This is a genomic window from Gloeothece verrucosa PCC 7822, assembly GCF_000147335.1.
GTDB classification, from domain to species: Bacteria; Cyanobacteriota; Cyanobacteriia; order Cyanobacteriales; family Microcystaceae; genus Gloeothece; species Gloeothece verrucosa.
Genome location: NC_014501.1, coordinates 4,364,375 through 4,384,366 on the forward strand (window position 1 = coordinate 4,364,375; position 19,992 = coordinate 4,384,366).

At 38.8% G+C, this 19,992-nt stretch carries 17 protein-coding genes; 8 read left to right on the forward strand and 9 right to left on the reverse strand.

Annotation, left to right across the window (positions count from 1 at the left end; all coding sequences use genetic code 11):
* Positions 1-87: 87 nt before the first annotated feature.
* Positions 88-2,154 (forward strand): pentapeptide repeat-containing protein, encoded by a 2,067-nt coding sequence (locus CYAN7822_RS39535; protein ID WP_013323949.1) that lies wholly within the window; start codon positions 88-90, stop codon positions 2,152-2,154.
* Between the two features lie 34 nt (positions 2,155-2,188).
* Here the strand turns inward: CYAN7822_RS39535 and dnaK are convergent, their stop codons facing one another.
* From dnaK to CYAN7822_RS39100, 3 genes are all read right to left on the reverse strand, one after another.
* A complete protein-coding gene (gene dnaK, locus CYAN7822_RS19365) occupies positions 2,189-4,111 on the reverse strand; it encodes a molecular chaperone DnaK (protein WP_013323950.1) in 1,923 nt (640 codons plus the stop codon).
* Positions 4,112-4,295: 184 nt separating this feature from the next.
* Entirely contained in the window at positions 4,296-4,793 is a 498-nt protein-coding gene (locus CYAN7822_RS39095; protein ID WP_063820730.1) for a threonine/serine exporter family protein, read from the reverse strand.
* 35 nt (positions 4,794-4,828) lie between these two features.
* A complete protein-coding gene (locus CYAN7822_RS39100) occupies positions 4,829-5,572 on the reverse strand; it encodes a threonine/serine exporter family protein (RefSeq protein WP_041933316.1) in 744 nt (247 codons plus the stop codon).
* A 196-nt stretch (positions 5,573-5,768) separates the two neighbouring features.
* Here CYAN7822_RS39100 and CYAN7822_RS19380 point away from each other — a divergent pair, with 196 nt between their 5' ends.
* Complete coding sequence (locus CYAN7822_RS19380; protein ID WP_013323951.1) at positions 5,769-6,077, forward strand: RNA recognition motif domain-containing protein; 309 nt, start codon at positions 5,769-5,771, stop codon at positions 6,075-6,077.
* Between the two features lie 87 nt (positions 6,078-6,164).
* Positions 6,165-6,386: a hypothetical protein gene (locus CYAN7822_RS19385; RefSeq protein WP_013323952.1), complete on the forward strand. Its 222-nt coding sequence runs from the start codon at positions 6,165-6,167 to the stop codon at positions 6,384-6,386.
* A 129-nt stretch (positions 6,387-6,515) separates the two neighbouring features.
* Here the strand turns inward: CYAN7822_RS19385 and CYAN7822_RS19390 are convergent, their stop codons facing one another.
* From CYAN7822_RS19390 to CYAN7822_RS19400, 3 genes are read right to left on the reverse strand one after another with little or no spacing between them, the layout of a single operon-like run.
* Positions 6,516-7,211 carry a response regulator transcription factor gene (locus CYAN7822_RS19390; protein ID WP_013323953.1) on the reverse strand — a complete coding sequence of 232 codons (696 nt, stop codon included), beginning with the start codon at positions 7,209-7,211 and terminating at the stop codon, positions 6,516-6,518.
* Between the two features lie 38 nt (positions 7,212-7,249).
* Positions 7,250-7,771 (reverse strand): pentapeptide repeat-containing protein, encoded by a 522-nt coding sequence (locus CYAN7822_RS19395; protein WP_013323954.1) that lies wholly within the window; start codon positions 7,769-7,771, stop codon positions 7,250-7,252.
* Positions 7,768-9,267, reverse strand: coding sequence for an LCP family protein (locus CYAN7822_RS19400; RefSeq protein WP_013323955.1), 1,500 nt, complete (start codon positions 9,265-9,267; stop codon positions 7,768-7,770). Before CYAN7822_RS19400 ends, CYAN7822_RS19395 begins: the two co-directional genes overlap by 4 nt.
* Positions 9,268-9,798: 531 nt before the next feature.
* Here CYAN7822_RS19400 and CYAN7822_RS37785 point away from each other — a divergent pair.
* The 5 genes from CYAN7822_RS37785 to CYAN7822_RS19430 all read left to right on the forward strand — a co-directional run bounded on the left by CYAN7822_RS37785 (position 9,799) and on the right by CYAN7822_RS19430 (position 18,041).
* Positions 9,799-10,260, forward strand: coding sequence for a hypothetical protein (locus tag CYAN7822_RS37785; RefSeq protein ID WP_041933318.1), 462 nt, complete (start codon positions 9,799-9,801; stop codon positions 10,258-10,260).
* On the forward strand, positions 10,196-12,079 hold the full coding sequence (locus CYAN7822_RS19415) for a patatin-like phospholipase family protein (RefSeq protein ID WP_157871829.1): 1,884 nt from the start codon (positions 10,196-10,198) through the stop codon (positions 12,077-12,079). The genes CYAN7822_RS37785 and CYAN7822_RS19415 overlap by 65 nt, the downstream gene beginning before the upstream one ends.
* 293 nt (positions 12,080-12,372) lie before the next feature.
* Positions 12,373-14,928: a hypothetical protein gene (locus tag CYAN7822_RS19420; protein WP_013323956.1), complete on the forward strand. Its 2,556-nt coding sequence runs from the start codon at positions 12,373-12,375 to the stop codon at positions 14,926-14,928.
* Between the two features lie 184 nt (positions 14,929-15,112).
* Entirely contained in the window at positions 15,113-16,177 is a 1,065-nt protein-coding gene (locus CYAN7822_RS19425; protein WP_013323957.1) for a mannose-1-phosphate guanylyltransferase, read from the forward strand.
* A 217-nt stretch (positions 16,178-16,394) separates the two neighbouring features.
* Entirely contained in the window at positions 16,395-18,041 is a 1,647-nt protein-coding gene (locus CYAN7822_RS19430) for an ABC1 kinase family protein (RefSeq protein ID WP_013323958.1), read from the forward strand.
* An 8-nt stretch (positions 18,042-18,049) separates the two neighbouring features.
* Here the strand turns inward: CYAN7822_RS19430 and CYAN7822_RS19435 are convergent, their stop codons facing one another.
* The 3 genes from CYAN7822_RS19435 to CYAN7822_RS19440 form a co-directional block, all read right to left on the reverse strand.
* Positions 18,050-18,916 (reverse strand): DUF4351 domain-containing protein, encoded by an 867-nt coding sequence (locus CYAN7822_RS19435; RefSeq protein ID WP_013323959.1) that lies wholly within the window; start codon positions 18,914-18,916, stop codon positions 18,050-18,052.
* The gene (locus CYAN7822_RS40515; protein WP_083786884.1) at positions 18,903-19,067 is read right to left on the reverse strand and encodes an AAA family ATPase; all 165 of its coding nucleotides are present in this window, start codon (positions 19,065-19,067) and stop codon (positions 18,903-18,905) included. The genes CYAN7822_RS19435 and CYAN7822_RS40515 overlap by 14 nt, the downstream gene beginning before the upstream one ends.
* Positions 19,068-19,129: 62 nt before the next feature.
* Entirely contained in the window at positions 19,130-19,807 is a 678-nt protein-coding gene (locus CYAN7822_RS19440) for a hypothetical protein (RefSeq protein ID WP_013323960.1), read from the reverse strand.
* Positions 19,808-19,992 lie beyond the last annotated feature (185 nt).

Sequence of the window (19,992 nt, forward strand, 5' to 3'; positions counted from 1 at the left end):
TTAATTGATTTTGGTTGACTTGCTATCCTCGAATTTATTTTTTGAGCTTGGTTGATTTATTTAATCATTTTTTGAGGATAGTTTGGTATGAATATTAAAAATAATCCCCTAGAAAAAAATAATTTAGCGAAATATTTGGAAGACATTCTTAATGAAAAACTTCCTAATAAACTTATAGAAGAAAATCAGGGAAATACTGGGCAAAAACTCAATATCAAGGCTTATGTGTACCCATTTTCCCGAAAAATTAAAATAGATATAAGTTTAAAAAATCAACAGAGCAATCAACAAAGCAATCAACAGAGCAATCAACAGAGCAATCAACAGAGCAATCAACAGAGTAATCAACAGAGTAATCAACAGAGTAATCAACAGAGTAATCAACAGAGCAATCAACAGAGTAATCAACAGAGTAATCAACAGAGTAATCAACAGAGTAATCAACAGAGCGATCAAGATAAACGCTTTGCAATCAGAGAAAAGATAGATTTTATTACTTCAAGAACTCGTCTGATTATCATATCTTTTATTACCTCATATCATCTTGATGAATATGAAACTTTAACAATCCTCATTAAACAAGGAGAAGACCTACTTCATCAATCAACAATCGATTTAAAACCTAAACTATATCTTGATTTAAATAACTTTGATAAATTAATTCCAATTTTTAATAAGAAAATAGATGTTCTATTAGAGGAGTATAAAACTCTCAGGCAAGAATTCTTGAATACAAGTTCTAGTGTAACTAATATTTTTTATTATGGCTTAGGTGGCTTAGGTATTGCATTTGTTGCTATTCAAGGTATTTTAGCTCAAATAAATACTATAATAAACTCTAATTCTTTAAATATTGAACAGGTTAATTCTTTGAAATTATTCTTGTTTATTTTATTGGTTTTGTTTGTCCCCTCGATCTGTATCGTTCTTATTTTTAAATGGCTGTCAAAAATGCGAAGTATTGGTTATATTACTGGTTATATTACTAGATTAGAATTAGAAATTAATCGAGCTTTTAAAAAATTTGGACTTATAGATAAAAAAGATTTTTTTCAAGATTATGAACTTAATCTAGGGTGGGAAACTGATATCAGAAGAGTTCGTCAGGAGTCTCTAAATTTATATATAGTATATGGCAATAAGCATATCTATTCAATGATTCTGTTTTTTGGTTTGGTTGCATTTTTTTCTCAATTTTTAGCTTTATTTATTATTGGATTACAAGAATTATTGTATTTGGTATTATTTGTAATTACTTCAATTTTGTATGCTGTAGCTTTAATATGTATTTCAAAAGAACTACAATTTATTGAATCCTCGTATTTTGCTCTTTTATTTAATGATGTAACTAAATTAAATCATCCAAACAAAAGGATTAAAAACATAAATAACCAAATCGGGTTTTGCTTATATATTTTATATTTGGGAGTTTTATTGATTTGTTTGGTTTTAAATCAAATTGGAGTATGTAGTGTATTAAATGGAGAGTTAGGCAGAACTCAAATCGCTAAAATTAAACAGGAAATAATCGTCAATAAATATCAAGAAAGTATAAATAAAATTATTGTAAAAGAACAAGGAGATACATTACAACAACCAAAATTAAATTTATTAAAAGGCTTAACCTATTCAGCCTTTAAAGAATTAGAGAGTTTAGATAAAAACTCTTCTTCAATAAACCCACATCTTAAAGTAGGGTTTATTTCAATTCCTTTAAAAGCAGTTTACTCTGGAAAAAATGAAGGTAAAAAATCTATTCTGCAATATTTACAAGATTTAAGTTTATTAAATCAATTAGATTTTTCTAATGTCGATTTGCAAAATATCCCTTTAAATAACTTAAATTTATCTAAGATTAAACTTTCAGGTGCTAACTTATCAGGTGCTGACTTATCAAATGCTGACTTATCAGGTGCTAACTTATCAAATGCTAACTTAACTAATGCTGAGGTAAATAATACTAATTTTTATAAAGCTATCCTCGAGAATGTTAAAGGCTTAAAAGTGAACACAGCAAAAAGCCAAGGTGCTATTTTCTGCGGCGCAAAATTGCCAAATAAAATGCAAAATGAGGATGTAAAAGATGCCAATTGTAAAATTGATAAATTTTTAGGTGTCAAGTCCGAGGAAAAACTCCTAAAACCCAACACCTAAAACTTATTTATAGATTATTGCCGCACATTAAAGCTTACTTGGTTTCAGAGAATTCAGCATCGATGACATCATCACCGCCGCCAGAAGACCCTGTAGAACCACCAGAAGCACCACCATTAGGGCCAGCACCATCACCCGGGGCACCAGTAGCACCCGCTTGTTGATAGATGCTAGTGCCGATACTGTACAGCACTTGTTGTAACTCAGGCATTAAAGTCTTGATTTGATTATCATCGTCTTTTTGCAGAGCGTCTTTGAGGTCTTTAATTAACCCTTCAGCCTTGGTTTTATCAGCCGCAGACACTTTATCCCCGAGTTCTTTAATTTGCTTCTCAGCTTGATAAACTAGAGAATCAGCTTGGTTCTTGCGGTCAATGCGCTCACGACGTTCTTTGTCAGTCGTCGCATTATTTTCCGCCTCTTTAACCATGCGCTCAACTTCATTTTGTGGCAGAGTAGAAGCCCCAGTAATACTGATCGACTGTTCTTTACCGGTACCCTTATCTTTAGCGGTGACATTGAGAATACCGTTAGCATCAATATCAAAGGTTACTTCAATTTGAGGCACACCGCGAGGAGCCGGGGGAATTCCATCTAGACGGAAGGTTCCCAAACTCTTGTTATCTCTGGCCATTTCCCGTTCACCCTGTAGAATATGAATTTCTACATTGGTTTGAGCATCAACCGCAGTGGAGAATACTTCGGATTTTTTGGTGGGAATGGTGGTATTGCGGGGGATAATTTTGGTCATTACGCCGCCGAGGGTTTCTACGCCCAAAGACAGAGGAGTTACGTCTAACAGCAGGATGTCTTTAACTTCTCCAGCAAGAACACCGCCTTGAATTGCCGCACCAACCGCTACTACTTCATCAGGGTTAACGCCTTGGTTCGGTTCTTTCCCGAGGACTTTCTTAACCAACTCTTGGACGGCGGGAATACGGGTAGAACCTCCGACCAAAACCACTTCATTGAGGGCACTCTTGTCAATTTTGGCATCCCGAATTGCATTTTCAACCGGCACGCGGCAACGATCGATGAGATCCGAGCAAAGTTCTTCAAATTTGGCTCTAGTCAAGGTGCGGTCTAAATGTTTAGGACCTTCTTGAGTAGCGGTAATGAAGGGGAGGTTAATTTCCGCTTGAGTCACGCTAGACAATTCAATTTTGGCTTTTTCTGCGGCTTCGGTTAACCGTTGTAAAGCTTGCTTGTCTTGGCGTAGATCAATGCCTTCATCTTTTTTAAATTCTTCAGCCAAAAAGTCTACAATCTTTTTGTCGAAGTCATCACCGCCGAGGTGAGTATCTCCAGAAGTGGCTAATACTTCAAACACGCCATCACCCACTTCTAGGATAGAAACGTCAAATGTACCGCCCCCTAAGTCAAATACAAGGATCGTTTCATTACTCTTCTTGTCTAACCCGTAAGCTAAAGCGGCGGCAGTCGGTTCGTTAATGATCCGCTTAACTTCGATACCGGCAATTTTTCCTGCGTCTTTGGTAGCTTGACGTTGAGAGTCATTGAAATAGGCAGGAACGGTAATTACTGCTTCGGTAACAGTTTCTCCCAAATATTTACTTGCATCTTCTACCAGTTTCCGCAACACTTGGGCAGAAATTTCTTCAGGGGCAAATTGCTTTTCTTGTGCCGGACAATCTAATTTAACGTTCCCATTACTATCCCGTAAAACTTTATAGGATACTTCGGTAGCTTCAGTAGTCACTTCGTCGAATTTCCGTCCTATGAAGCGTTTGACGGAGTAAAAGGTATTTTGCGGGTTCATTACCGCTTGACGTTTGGCGATTTGTCCTACTAAGCGATCGCCATTTTTCGCATAAGCTACAACTGAGGGTGTAGTACGAAACCCTTCTGCGTTAGCAATGACAGTTGGTTTTCCCCCTTCCATTACCGCTACGCAAGAGTTTGTCGTACCTAAGTCTATTCCAACCACTTTACCCATAAGATAGCTGCTCCCATCTAATTAACTATAAGAACTTTTCAATGATGAACTGTATCAACTGTATGAATGATTTTTATCGCCGCAGATCAGTTACTCATTTATCTATAGTGTGACGGGAGTCGGCATCTCTTTGGTAGTGTAGTTTTCCGAACCTACAAGGACGGTTTTTGAAGTTAAGTCTCCTCTATTCCTGGTCTTTATAAAATAAGACTAACGTGGGCAGGGCAAGTCCCAGGGATAGCCCTAGGGTCATCAAAATGGCTTTAGTGGCTGTGGCGAGGGTATTGGCTACTAGAGGTAAAGAGGCTTTTGCCCCCACAGAAACGATTTGAATTAAACCACTACAAGCCTCAAAAACAAACATTCCTGGAATCATCCCCACCACTGCCCCAAAGGCGATAGCGGCTGAGGGCGCATGAAATCTTCGAGAAAAATACATGGTCATTAAACCAACTGTGGTGGAGGCGATCAGGTTGCCCCAGATAATGCCCGGACTGCTTTGAATACAGAGCCATCTTGCTCCATGACCCACCATCCCGCACAAAATACAAGCCCATAACATTTTTTTGGGTACATTAAATGATATGGCGAAACCGGCAGCGACTAGGCCAGCAAAAAAGATATCTTCCGGCAGAGTTAAGGGGGGAATGCTACTGGTTACAGGGATTAAATTATTGGTCATAGCCGCCGCTAGTAATAGCCCAAAAGTAATGGCACTTAAGATGACGAGAGACTTAACCCTAGACGGGCGATCCCCACGAGAATATGATTTTCTACTAAGTCTAAAATCCCATTAATTAAATGCACGCCAGGTACTAGCATCATTGAGGGTACTAATAAACAAATAGCACTGGTGGTGGTCCAGTTTAGTTGAATGGCTACGCCGCTAATAATACCCCCCGCAAAAGCTACTATAAAAGTTATCAGAAAAAGATTAAATTTTCTCGCGGCCAGTTCTTGCCGCACTATTGTCCCAAAGGCTGTTGCCACACCCGTAATCAGACAAGTTTGCCAGTCTCCTTGAAAAATTCGTGCTAAACTTCCTGCCGCTATGGCTAACATCAAAACTACTAAAAAGCGTGAGTAAGAAGCAGAAATTTTGGCGATTTTTTCTAATTCTTCGAGGGCTTGTTCGAGGCTTTTCTGTCCCTGTTTAATTTGCTCGAGCAGACGAAAAATTTGTGTGATCACTGCCATGTTAATACTCATAACAGGGATAGATTTACTGAATCTTGAAGCAAACTCATTTCCGTTTTTTGTGGTTAGTGTGATGGCTTTATAATCGACAAATAGCCGCGCTTCTAGACGGAATTTAGCCGCGAGTCCATCAATGGCCCGATAAACTCGTTCGGTAGCGGCGCTGTATTGTACGAGTAATCTCGCCACTAAAAGCATCAGGTGGAATTGTTGGTCTAAGTATTCAGGTTGATTACCCAGAAGTTGCTCTTGCTCTATGGTCATCTTTAAAGATTTTTAATAGTACCTGGCCCAAAGAACTTGTAATCTTAAACTTATTATGTGCTAAGGTAAGAGCAGAGAGTAAAAATCGTTGAGTCAGTTTGTTCACAGTATTATCGATGAAACCGTTTGATATTGGCAGGCTAGTCTCCAGAATTTTTCATCTCGCTACACAATTATTGGGTTAAGGAGACAATCAATGTCAATTTATGTAGGAAATCTTCCCTTCGAGGTGGAAGAAGACAACCTTAATGAAGTATTTGCCGAATATGGCAAAGTTAAGCGAGTTTATATGCCTGTTGACCGAGATACCGGCCGTCGTCGCGGCTTTGGCTTTGTAGAAATGGAAACATCCGCTCAAGAAGATTCTGCTATTACCGCTTTAGATGGCGCAGAATGGATGGGTAAACAACTCAAAGTTAATAAAGCCAGAGAAAGAGAAAACCGCTCCTCATACGGTGGTGGTGGTGGTGGTGGAAGAGGAGACAGACGTAATTCCCGCTACTAAACACTCTATCAAAGAATTCTAGATAGTTTTTTTCAAGGGCTTCAGGTGTTTCCCTGTAAGCCTTTAATTGTTCATTGAGGAAATCTTGTGTCAAAACGCCGAAATTTAAAAAAAGAAAAAGCTCAACGTAATCAAGCTTATGCTCGTCAGTTTCGTCGCAAAACCACCCAAACTTCAGGGGGATGGGGACGAAAAAATCGACAACCCCGTAGCGGCAAGCCGGAAGAGTCTACTGATAGCCAAGAAAAAGACGACAATTATGACAATAGTAAGCGTTTTCCTCTGGGCAACCGCGCTAAAGCGAATTAGTTACGCTCACAGGGCTTTTTTAGGCACTTAAACGGCTTCACCCTTCAGGGAGTGGCTCTAGCGTTGGAGCCATCCCGCGTGCTTTAAGCTAACTCTTGCCTGAGTGCCTGAGTGCATGAGTGCCTCTGTCTACTTTGTCAAACCATGCTTAAGGGCAAAACGCACTAACTCGGTGCGGCTATTGGTTCCGGTTTTACTAAACAAGCGGCTAACATATTTTTCCACATTTCTAACGCTAGTATCCAAACGGGCAGCAATTTCCTTATTCATTAACCCTTCTGCGACCAAATCTAAAACACTTTGTTCTCGAGGTGTTAACTCAATTTTAATCGGCGGCGGCGTAGTGGTTAAATTCTCAGTATGGCCCAATTTTTCTTTAATTTCTCGAATATCTTGAGCAATTTCTGCCAATTGTGCCACATCTGCATTGCCTTGGCTATTCACTTTTCGGCGTTCTAATAAATTTTTAACAATAGCTTCTAACTCTTCTGGATCAAAAGGTTTAGAAATATAAGCATCACATCCAGCATTGTAACCTTGAATACGGTCAGAGGTCATGCCCCTAGCCGTTAAAAATACCACTGGAATCGTCTCATAACGCTGATTTTCTCGTAATTTTTTTAAAAATTGATAGCCGTCCACTTCTGGCATCATAATATCAGAAATCACTAAATCCGGCGGATTTTTTTGCAAAAAGTCCCAAGCTTGATGGGCATTACTAGCCACCTGCACTTGAAACTCATCGCCGTACTCTAGATAAGCTTGTACAGACTCTCTGATTCCGGGTTCATCATCCACTAAAAGGATGCTTGCTTGTTTAGACATGATTAGCGTGCGAGATTCAAGGGTTGTTTATTTTTATTCTACTCTTTACAACCGAGACTATCGCGGGTTGATACTCCTGTAATCGAATTAACGCCATCAGCGCGTTCACACATGAGAGAAATTTGATAAGTATCGATAACGGCTCCAGTAAAATCTGCCCCGGTAATATCGCTATCATAAAAACGGGTACGAGTAGCGATCGCATCGGTTAAAATAGCATCCCTTAAGTCAGCAAAATCCAGGGTTACGCGATCCAACAAAGTGCCGGTTAAATTTGCACCCTTTAAATTGGCATTTAATAAAATCCCTTCTGTCAAAATCGCATAGGACAGATCAGAATTTTCAAAACTTGCCCCTCGCATATCGGCGGCAGCAAACACAGCCCCCCTTAAATTTTTCTCAGAAAAATCCTGATTAGCCAATTGGGAATAAGTATAGTTGACTGTATTATCTTGTGCTAGAGCCGGACGGGCATCCCACAGCACCCATAACAAAGCCAAACCGATTACTAACAGTAACCCAAATCCACGCCACATGAGCGTTTTCAGCATCTTGATCATGGTCTTTTATCTGCACCGGCATTTTGAAGTTGACTATCATCGAGGAGAATTTGTTTAGCATCTAGCCCAAGACGAAGGGTCAAATCAGAATCTAAATCTCCTGTAGACGATGCTTCTACTCTACCTATCCCTAACAAACTTTTCAACGATTGAGCGCCCGATAAATCGCCTTTTTGCACGACAATTTCTGAATCTCGTAGCAACTCATTGGAGTCTTGTATCACATAGACATTATGAAAATCTTGTTTCGCTAAATAGTCCACCACACGTTGAGTTAACCCCGGATCATCTGAAGCGTTTTGAATGGCAATGCGAAGACGGTTATGAGGACGGGTTGGCGTTTGAGTGGCGACAGTAGACGACTGCACCCCGAAATATTCTTGCATAACCCGATCACGCTGGTTATGATAAATAATCCAATAGCTTTTATGTTCTTCAAACTCATCTTTTTTGCTATAGCGCCCCGGCAACATCACCATTTTGATATCTTCTCGCTTTAATTCCCGTCCAAAATTAGCCAAGGCCAGCATCTCTTCCAAACTCAGGTTAGTATCTATATATTGCTGAACAATCTGCATCGCTTGGGGAATGCGGGGAATCATCGCAGGCGTATAGAGACGTTTTTGTAAAGCTTTTAATAACATTTGTTGGCGTTGAACTCGGCCAATATCTCCATATTGATCAGTCCGAAAACGGGCGAATTGTTCGGCCCCGTCACCATTAAGGGTTTGCCAACCTTCTTGAAGATTAATTTCTAGCTTTTGGGTGACATCCCGATAAGACATGGGATGAGGCACAAATACCTCGACTCCTCCCACCAAATTCACTAATTCTATAAAGGCATCAGTGGTAACTCTTACATAGCGATCAATACTGACATCATTTAAGGTTTTACTTACCACTCTCGCCGCTAAAGCCGGCCCGCCATGCACATTAGCATCATTAATTTTGGTATAACCCACCCCGGGAATTTCTACGCGGCTATCCCGAGGAATAGACAACATTCGCACAGAATGATCACTCGGATCAAAGCGCAATAATAACATCGTATCGCTGCGACCTCCAAAAACTTCTGACGAGCCTTTTTTCGCATTGGGAACGCGATCAATTCCCATGACCAAAACATTAACAGGGCGAGAGATGCGATATTGTAATAGAGAATCTAAGCCTTGTAGGTTTCCTTGAATGGGGGGTTTGCCGCTCACAAACCCGACTTTTTGCAATAGCGGGGGAAGCTTAACCGATAGAGGACTCACTAAAGTCACACTAGCACCTAACATAGCCGAAATAGCCGCCGTCAGGCTAAAGGTTGCTCCCCACAATAAACCCTTATAAAAAGGCGATAAGCTTTTTGTCGGACGTGGGGGTTTAGAAAAACTGGGATGACCATTTCCAGCAGGGGGTAAACGGGGGTCATCTATCGTATTTTGATGGGGATAGCTTGGGTTTGTCTGTGCTTTTGCCTTGCGGGAAAATTTTTCTACACTATTTGCCATACTGACCTCACGACCACTAACTACCCTGCTGAAACTTAGTTATTTGGGTAATCTTCACTAATCTAGAAGTATAAGAGCCGCGACAAGTTCCTCTAATGCTGAGGTTGACAAAATGTCCCTTTTTTGTCTCAAAACTTTTTGATAATCAGAGCCAAGAAATTTTTAGGGTTTAATGACAATCTCTCGATCAATTTACTTAATGTTTTTGCTCCCCGAAAAGACAAAAAATCTTCAGTTAAAATAACTTCATAAATTTTTCCTTGACTCTTTAGTTTTAATGAGTAAGATAGAGTTAATAGTTTTTGCAACTTATCCTGTTAATCATTAAATATAAGAAGTGACTTAGCTTGAAAACATGAATAACGAGCTAATCAATTTCGTCAGTAAAGTATTGCTGTCTGTCAAAAAAAAGAGCTAACAAAAATAACCAGTAACCTGAATCGGGCTGAGGTGAATTGGGAAAAAAATAACCGAAGTCTATTTTATGCCTGAAAATTTAGCAAGGAGTAACAAAAATGAGTAGGAGGGAAAATGTTAACAGCATTGAATAAATTTCTCGGTTGGATGAAGGATAAAAAAATCAGTCTGGTGGTTTGGATTATCCTTTTAATTATTGTTCTGAAAGTTTGGCTAATTCTGCCTCGGGAATTCTGGCAATATATATTCTTTATGCGGGTTCCCATTATAGCCAGTCTATCTTTAATCACCTTACCCATAGTAGCGACGACTTTATTGCGCTCTATGCTGAAGAATGTATACGTACTTAGGGGAAAATGGCAATTAACCTTTGTCATTATTGGTGCGAACATTGCTGGAATTGCCACAATATTGATTGCCAATACCATATTAATCAATGCGCCAGATCGTTTTAATCTGACTCATAAATTTGTGATTGAAGATTTGGATACAATATGTATTAGCAATAGTTTTGGCATTACCCACTTGTATTACAGCGACGCGGCTTTCAATAGAAGAGAGAGAATTAACTGGTAAAGAAGGCTTAGAATCAGTGCTTCTAGGAGGAGGAATCAGTGCTATAGTTTTGTATCTTGTCAGCATCACTCGTGAGTGGTTAAGGTCTCAGGTATCCCTTTTACCGATAGTTATCAAGGTGATTGAGGTAGTGAGCAAACATAGAACTGAGGGATATCTCATTAAAACACCCGAAGGAATAGAATTAGCTCGAGGTCATCTACCCACTATTGCTTTTGTTTTCGTTGAATTGTTAGTTTACCTAGTGATTTTTTTCCTCTTTGCGCCGCCCCAAATTCCCCAACCTAATCAAATTAAAAAGGCTCCAAAAAGAAGAGAATCTCCCGCTTTATTATATGTATTACTGATTCTCTCAGTGTTCGCTGTAACTTTAGGAGCATTATCTTTTTATTTTGATTTCTATCGCATTCCCGTTTTAGTTTTCTTTGTGATAGTTTTTGCCTTTAGCTATTGGTTTTTTGCGGTTGATCATTATTATCAATTATATCCAGATTCTCTGACTAACAAGAGCGAGTTTCAAGGACTGTGCGATTTTAAAACAGTTCTCGATAAACGTCTGGAATTTCAAAAGAACGGAAAAACTCTAGTGGTTGTCTGTGCCAGTGGTGGAGGAATTCAAGCCGCCGGTTGGACAGCACAAATTTTAACCGGATTACAATCATTATTAGGAGAATCATTTAGCAAATCTATCGGCTTAATTAGTTCTGTGTCTGGCGGTTCAGTGGGAGCCATGTATTATTTAGATGGCTGTGAGGATAGCACAGGATGCCCTCCTAACAATGAAAAAGAATTAGAAAAGATTTTTTATAGAGCAACCTCAGATAGTTTAGATGCCACAGGATGGGGATTAGCTTATCCGGATTTATGGCGTTTAATTAGTATTCCTTGGTTGGCTCCAAAAATGCTGGATCGGGGGACTGCTTTAGAAAGAGATTGGCAACAAGAAATGAAAAATCCCGACCAATTAACCACTCTAGCAACTTGGCGAACAAAAATCCTTGACGGGAAACTGCCCATTCCTATTTTTAATGCGACGCTGGTGGAAAATGGAAAGCGATTTTTGATTTCCCCGATGAATTTTAATGACGTTCAGAACAAAAATATTAGAGCTTCTGAAAATATTGTCGCCGATTTTAATTGCCTTTATGGTGACTACGACCTAGCGGTTACTTCAGGAGCGCGGCTATCAGCCACATTTCCCTATGTGTCACCCATTTGCCGTAACACGCCCGCCAAAAATGTCGACAAAAATTATCATGTCGCCGATGGAGGCTATTTTGATAATTCGGGATTTGTGACCATTTTAGAATGGCTCAATAAATGGTTAAACCCGGACAAAAAATTAAACATCAAAAGAGTGATTATATTACAGATCAACCCCTTTCCTAAATCTCCCCCAACAGACAGAGTAGAAGGGAGTAAGGGTTGGTTCATGAGTACAATCGGACCCGTTCTGGCGCTGTTGAAAGTTCGAGACCCCGTTTTAGTACAACGCAATGCAGAGGAAGTGCAAACCTTCAAGAAACGTTGGGAAATAGACAATCCGTCTGTAGAAATTAATTATTACCCGATTTTCTTTCCGGTTTTCACACAAGAATCCCAGAAAATTCAAGCAACCCCCTTCTTTAATGAAGGAAAGCGCTATGCGCCCCCCCTTTCTTGGAAATTAACCCGAAGAGAAAAAGAGGCTATTCAAAAGGCTTGGGACATTATTAAACAAGACATTTCTCCCAATGATCCCAATGAAGCCATTAAAAAGGTGATTCAAGACCTTAAAAATAAATGGCAACAAGTCAAACAAGAGCAGCAATGGTCGTAGAAATGTAGCTTTGAGCCATTAACTTCTGTAGAGACTTGTCTGCCTAGTCTCTACATTTTTTTTGGGGCACTTATCTTTGATTGACTTCTAAAAAGTTCAGTATTTAACCTGACAAAATTGTTACTAATTTACGAACTGTCAAGCTTTATTTAATAAAAATAATTTTAAAGTTTACTCTTGGCATTTTTAGTTTGGGAGAGTAATATAAAAAAAGAGTTTTTGTTTGTCTGCAATTTTTGTTAAATGTTGAGCTTAAAGTTTATAGCTAAAAATAGAACTGAAAGGAGTAAAAAATGTTAATCAATTCAAATAATTTGATTGAGAAAGAGAAAATCCTAACCATGCTCAAGGTTTTAGCTTGGATGGTAGTGTTAGGTATTACTTTGATAACTTGGGGATCTATACCCAAAGAAGTTTGCCAATATTTCTTTTTTTTGCGGGTTCCAATTTTAGTAGGTTTATTGTTGGTAACTCTACCCATCTTATCAATAACTGTTCTTCGCTCGATGCTGAAGAACTTGTTTGTTCTTCGAGGTCAAGGGCAATTAACTTTTGTCATTATTGGTGCAATTATGACGGGAATGGCAATTGTTTTGACTGCCTATACAATATTACTTAATGCCCAAAAGCGTTTTGGGCTAGAGTATCAATTTGATATTTCCGATAATTGGCAGCTCTATATATGGCAATCTGTATTAGCGATTGTTTTAGGAGCGCCAACTTGTATTATAGTGGTGTGGCTCTCTACTAGAGAGAAAGAATTGACGGGAAGTCACGATCAAGACTTCAATCAATTAAAAGATGAATTAGCAGATCTTAAAGAAAAATGCAGCAAAATACCAGAAGAAAATTTAGGAGAAAAAGAAAAAATTAAAAAACAAATTGAAGGAAAAGAAAAAGAATTAGATTACAAAGAAAACGAAATAATTATTAGAAAAGCCAGGAATGGAGTTATTCAGGGTTTGTTGATTAGTTTTGGACTTTTGTTTCTGGTAGCGCTGACTCGTGCGTTGTTAATAAAAGAAGTTTTGGATTCCCCTTTAGTTGTTAACCCTATTCAATTTATTACTCAAGACAGAATTGAGGGATATTTGATTGAAGAATCTGGGAAACCAACTGAGTTAGCGCGAGGTCATCTGTCAACTTTAGCTTTTGCTTTAGTTGAATTGTTAGTTTACATATTCATTTATTTCAAATTTCAGCCGCCCAAACTTCCCTCTTTGTCGCAGTCAGGAGCTAAACCAAAATCAGAAAAAAAAGAGTGTCCTTGTCCAGAAGAAAAGACTAGAAGACGAGAATCTCCGGCCTTACTTTATTTATTGCTTATTCTTGCCGCGTTCGATCTGATCTTGGGCGAATTATCTTTTTATTTTGATTACTTTCGCGTTTTTATTTTAGTTGTCTTGGTAATATTTTTTGCCATCAGCTTTTGGTGGTTTGGTGTTGATCATTTTTATCAATTACATAAAGATAGCTCGACTCAGGAGGATTGTAAATTTAAAACAGCAGTAAATAACCGTCTTGCACTTCAAACTAACGAAAAAACTTTAGTTATTGTCTGCGCCAGTGGTGGAGGAATTCAAGCAGCCGGATGGACAGCACAAGTTTTAATAGGATTACACAACTTGCTAGGAGAATCATTTACCAAATCGATTGGGTTACTTAGTTCCGTTTCTGGGGGTTCAGTGGGATCAATGTATTATCTAGATCGGTTGGAAAACATTGGCTGTATGAGAGAACAGGATAAGCTTTTCGAGAGCGCAACCTCAGATAGTCTAGATGCAACCGGATGGGGATTAGCCTATCCCGATTTATGGCGTTTGATCGGTGTTCCTTGGCTGGCTGGAAAAATGCTAGATCGGGGGGTTGCTTTGGAAAGAAACTGGCAACAAGAAATGAAATGCCCAGAAGAGTTAACTACCCTAGCAACTTTACGAAACAAGGTTATTCAAGGTGAAATCCCGATCCCTATTTTTAATGCCACTCTGGTAGAAAATGGTAAGCGATTTTTGATTTCGCCCATGAGTTTTAATGATCTCCCAGAAAATATGAGTCGAGTTTGTGAGGATATTGTAGAGGATTTTAATAGCCTTTATAAAGGTTATGACATTCCAGTTGTTACAGCAGCGCGACTATCAGCTACTTTTCCTTATGTATCACCAATTTGCCGTAATACTAAAGAAGAGAACGTAGAGAAAAATTATCATGTCGCTGATGGAGGCTATTTTGATAATTCTGGATTTGTAACAATTTTAGAATGGCTCAATAAATGGTTAGAGCAGCAAAGTGATTTAAACCTCAAAAGAGTTATCGTATTACAGATTAACCCCTTTCCTAAATCTCCTGCAAAAGAAAAAGTTGAAGGTATTGGCGGTTGGTTTATGGCAACAATCGGCCCATTATTAGCACTCTACAAAGTTCGAGACCCCATTTCAGTACAACGCAATGCAGAGGAAGTAGAAATTTTGATCAAACGATGGAAAAATCAAAAAGTCGGGGAAGATATTGAAATTGATTATTATCCTATTTTCTTTCCGGCGTATGTTCCTCCTGAAGAAATTAATGAATCTGATCAATCTAAAGAAGCCAATAGATTAAAAAGTCTTTCTTCTTTATATGAAGGACAGCAGTATAGACCGCCTCTGTCGTGGAAATTAACTCAAAAAGAAAAACAAGCTATTAAAAATGCTTGGAAAATAATTGTAAACACAGATGAAATTAAGCCTAATGATCCAAATAAAAAAGTTAAAGAGTTCATTAAAGCACTAAAAGAAAAATGGGAAATAGTGAAACAAGAACAACCCAAATTAGCTGAACTAGACTCTAAGAAAAGTTGCTCTAAAATCTAAGAAAAACTGAAAACTAAAAGAGTTCTGAATACTGGGAGATTTGGAGAAAAATGATTTTGTAACTCCATCTCCCCTTTTTTTTTCTCTATACAATACTAGGGACGAGCCAAAATTCGGATTGCCTGATAGCCGCTTCCAATGACACAATGACGATGATAATACATTAAATCCTATACAAAGCAGTATGAGCAATCACTCTCTGGTCCCTGTTATTCTCGCTGGTGGTAAAGGCGAGCGCTTTTGGCCTCTAAGTCGCAAACATCGCCCCAAACAGTTTTTATCCCTGGATGGAAGCGGCAAAAGTCTCCTACAAGCCACCGCAGAACGGCTATTATCTCTCGCTGGCGGCTGGGAAAATCTTTGGGTGATCACCAGTGCATTAATTGCCGATGGAGTCAGAGAACAACTGCCTCAACTCCCTGAAGCTAACCTATTAGTGGAACCTGAAGGACGAGATACCGCCCCGGCAGTGGCTTGGGCAACTTTAGAAGTCTCTAAACGTTATGGGAAAGAAACCGCCATCGGATTTTTTCCGGCCGATCATTGGATCGGCGATCAACAAGGGTTTGAAAAAACCTTAACCGCAGCAACCGAGTTAGCCTTAACTAAACCGGCCATCGTTACGTTAGGAATTACGCCTAATTATCCTTCTACGGGTTATGGATATATAGAACAAGGACAATTAGATAATAATTATGAGGGTTTACCGGTTTATCGGGTGAGCCGCTTTACAGAAAAACCCGATCAACAAACGGCAGAATCATTTATTGAAACTGGGCGATATAGTTGGAATAGCGGTATGTTTATCTTTCGTGCGGGAGTGGTATTAGATGAATTAGAGACTTATGCACCCAATATAATTCATCCTTTATTAGAAAAAGGAATAGCCGCTTATGAGCAATTAGAAAAGAAAAGTATTGACTATGCTTTAATGGAAAAAACCCAGTTAGCTTATGTGATACCGGCTAACTTTGGTTGGGATGATTTAGGGGACTGGAATGCATTAGAAAGGCTTGCCAAAGAAAATCAGAAAAATGTAGCCATTGGACATCATATAGAGCAAGATACCCAAGGAGCAATTATTTATGCCAGCAATCCGGATGAAGTTGTTGTTACCATTGGGGTAGAGGATGTAGTGATTGTGCGGGATGGCAATGTTACCTTAGTGGTGGACAAAAACCATACTCAGCAAATCAAACAAGTTCTCAAATTGCTCCAAGGCGATCCTAAGTTAGAAAAATTGTTATAGTCATTAGTTATTAGTCATTAGTCATTAGTTGTTAGTTGTTAGTCATTAGTTGTTAGTCATGAGTGACTTTTTGATAATATCCTATGAGCGGCTAATCAATCCATAAGCAATAACTATGTTGTTCATGAAACTAATCGCTAATAACTAATAACTAATAACCAATGACTAATGACCAATGACCAATGACCAATGACTAATGACCAATAATTAAATATTTATGTTTTCTTTAACTCAAACCAGTTCACGTCAACGAGAAATTATAGAAATTGTCTTCAGCAACGGTTGGGACTATATGCGAGGTTTATTAACCGGCAGAAAAACCGATGAACCTCAAATTCCCCGGCCCGAAGTATTGCGAAAAATTTTAGTGGAGTTAGGGCCTTTTTACGTCAAATTGGGGCAACTCCTGAGTACCCGTCCAGACTTATTACCGCCTAGTTATATTGAAGCGCTGACTGCACTACAAGCGAATGTTCCGCCGGTTCCTTGGGATGAAATAGAATTCCTCATCCGTCAACAACTGCAACAACCATTAGAAGACGTTTTTAGTGAAATTAACCCTGTACCGGTTGCCGCCGGTTCTATTGGTCAAATTCATAAAGCTACTTTAAAAGATGGACGACAAGCGGCTTTAAAAGTCCAGCGTCCAGGTATTGATAAAATTGTCGCTCAAGATAGCACTTTAATTAAGGCCATTGCCGAGTTAGTCGCTTTAACCGAATTTGGACAAAATTATGATATTGTCAACTTGGCTGATGAGTTTACCAAAACAGTTAAATCAGAATTAGATTTTAGGCAAGAAGGGCTTTTTACAGAGCAATTAGACCGCAATTTAGCGAAAAGTCCTTGGTTCGATCCCGAAGAGTTAGTCATTCCTGATATTTACTGGGAAATATCTACAGAAAAATTATTAGCCATAGAGTGGTTAGATGGAACGGCTTTATTACAGGCAGATATTACGCTTCCGGCTGGTGAAATTGCTCCTCGAACTCGCCGTCAAGCCATTACAACTCTTCTCTTCCGTGCCTTTTTTCAACAGATTTATATTGATGGTTTTTTCCATGCCGATCCTCATCCGGGCAATATTTTTTATCTAAAAGATGGGCGAATTGCTTTAATTGATTGCGGCATGGTTGGGCGTTTAGACCCTCGAACTCAACAGTTATTAACGGAGATGTTATTGGCAATTGTAGATTTAGATGCTCAACGATGCAGTCAATTGACGTTAGAATTATCTGAGGCCGGAGAAGCGGTGAATTTAGTTCGCTTAAAAAATGATTATGACCGCTTGTTGAGAAAATATTATAATTTAAATCTTTCTGAACTGAATTTTAGTGAAATTTTTTATGCCATTTTACAGGTCGCTAGGAATAATAAAATTAAATTACCAGGCAATTTAGGATTATATGCTAAGAGTTTAGCCAATTTAGAAGGAGTGGCGAGAAAATTTAATCCTGATATTAATGTTTTTGAGGAAGTAAAACCGTTAATTACTGATTTATTTCGTCGTCAACTGATAGGGGATAATCCAATACCAACTCTTTTAAGAACGGCTTTAGACTTCAAGTCAATTTATTTAAAAACTCCCCGACAATTAGAGGTTTTATTAGAGGGTTTAACTTCAGAAAATTTGCAATGGAACTTGAATTTAAAAGAATTAAGTTCGGTTCGCCGTAGTATGGATGATTCGGCAAATCGATTATCTTTTAGTGTGGTGGTGGGGTCATTAATTATTGGAGCGGCTATTATTTCCAGTGGGGCACAATCTCAACAGTTGTCTTTAATTAGTAATGTTTTATTTGCTGTTGCTAGTTTTTTGGGGTTATGGTTAGTGATTAGTATTTTGCGCTCTGGGTTAAAATAGAACCTTAATTAACGTTGTGCTAACCAATTGGATAAGCTTGAGAGTTCAGAAAAATCTAATAAAGACTGGGGTGCGGAACGCGTTCCGCACTCACTTAAATCATCTAAATCTTGGGCTGATAAACTCTTTATTTTTGTCTGTAACTCTGGTGCAATTGTGCCAAACTTACGAGTTAGTAAACGAATAATTAAATCTTGCTTTCCTTGCAGAATTCCTTGAGATAAACTTTGTTCTACTCGTTCATTAGCCCAAGGTAATAGATGACCCATATTATCCCACCAGCGCAACCAATAAGTTGTTAGTTGATTTCTCGTACCATACCATACCCCTAAATATAAATTCATGGTTTCAATCCAATATCGCTCATTTTGATCAGCTTTTTCCAATTCATAACGCCCATTTTTAAGAGAATGAACCTCTAATATTCCTTCTTTAGGCTCAAAAATGACATAAATAGGAACTTGTAAAATACGTTCATAAAAATACCATTTTCCATAGGGATAAGTAGACTTGGCTGAATATTCGCTTTGCTCTGCATCTGATAAAAATTCCATCACTACAGCAGGAGTATCGCCTTCTAAATAAGGTGTATAACTGCGACGAATGACACCAGATTCTAGCGGAAAAACCGAGGAGATATAAAACCAGTCAGGAGCTTTGACGACTATTTTACCGTTTATAGTGGCACAAAGTCCAAAATTAGACCCGATCAGCATTTCAGGAGTGATAAAGCCGCTTAAATCTAGAATTTCTCGTAAAGCGGCGGCTAAAAGCGGCTGATAAATATTTTCCACAGGTTCATCAGGTAAGAGAAAATCTGGGGGCAATTTTTCCCAGGTAATAGTCAATTGAGCGATGGCGCTATTGTAAGTCATAATTGATGAAGCAATCAGAAAAATGTTGTATACCTGCTAAAAAATTTGTCTTACCTGAATTATTATTACCGATGAGCAACGTCACAGGCTGAAGTTCAATTGTCGTTAATTTATGAGTTCTAAAATTTTTAAGAGTAATTTTTGTAAACATTATGATTAAGGTGGGCAATACCCACCCTGCACACCAATACGTTAATCTTATCAATAAATATCTTATTGCACGACCATTGTGCGTAAAGGAGGCCGCCAACACAAATAAGCAAGGGGCCCAAACAAGGGAATTAACGCTATTAACCAGAATAATTGAGAATTGTGCGGAACTCGTTCCGCACCCCAGCTAAAATAGCCGCGACGCGCCAAATCATCCGCCAAAATAGTCGGAAATAACACAGCGAACAAACAAAAGGCCAAACTCATACCATTAATAAAGCGATCACTGCTAAACTGTTGCCAAAATCCTACCCAGTCTCCCCAAACCAAAGCATAAACTAGCAAACCAAGAGTAAAAAGCAACACACCCACCCCAGTCGCGCGAGAATCTAACAATTCTAAGAACGCATCCTTAGTGCCGCTAAACGTTTGATTCGGGGAACGCAACGCTAAATAAGGCAACAGTCCAAGGGTACCCGTTGCTATTGCCGCCACAGCAAACGGCCAAAAAGCTATTGGTTGCATCCTCCCATCAAAAAACAACAAGGCACTATAAATGAACAACCAAACCCCTATGAGGGAAAATAAAGCAAAAATAACCGGATTAATTTCACCCCATCTGAAAGTTAACAGTTTTTGCAGTAAGGATAAAGTTTCGCGTCCATGCAATGGAGGAGCAATAAAAACAAGATAGCCAATAAATCCTATCCATAGTGACCACAGGAGCAACTTTTTTAGCATAATGATCAATTCCAAGCCTTTTTCATGGGACAATTACTCTCAAATTACGCAATAGAAATATAGACCTCATCTATCGAATGGTTTATCGCCAATTCCGCTTATCTACCCCTCAATGACAACAGCATTTCTTACCCTCTAGAGACGTTTAGAGTAAAAAGCCAGATAACCCGAAAAAATTCGAGTTT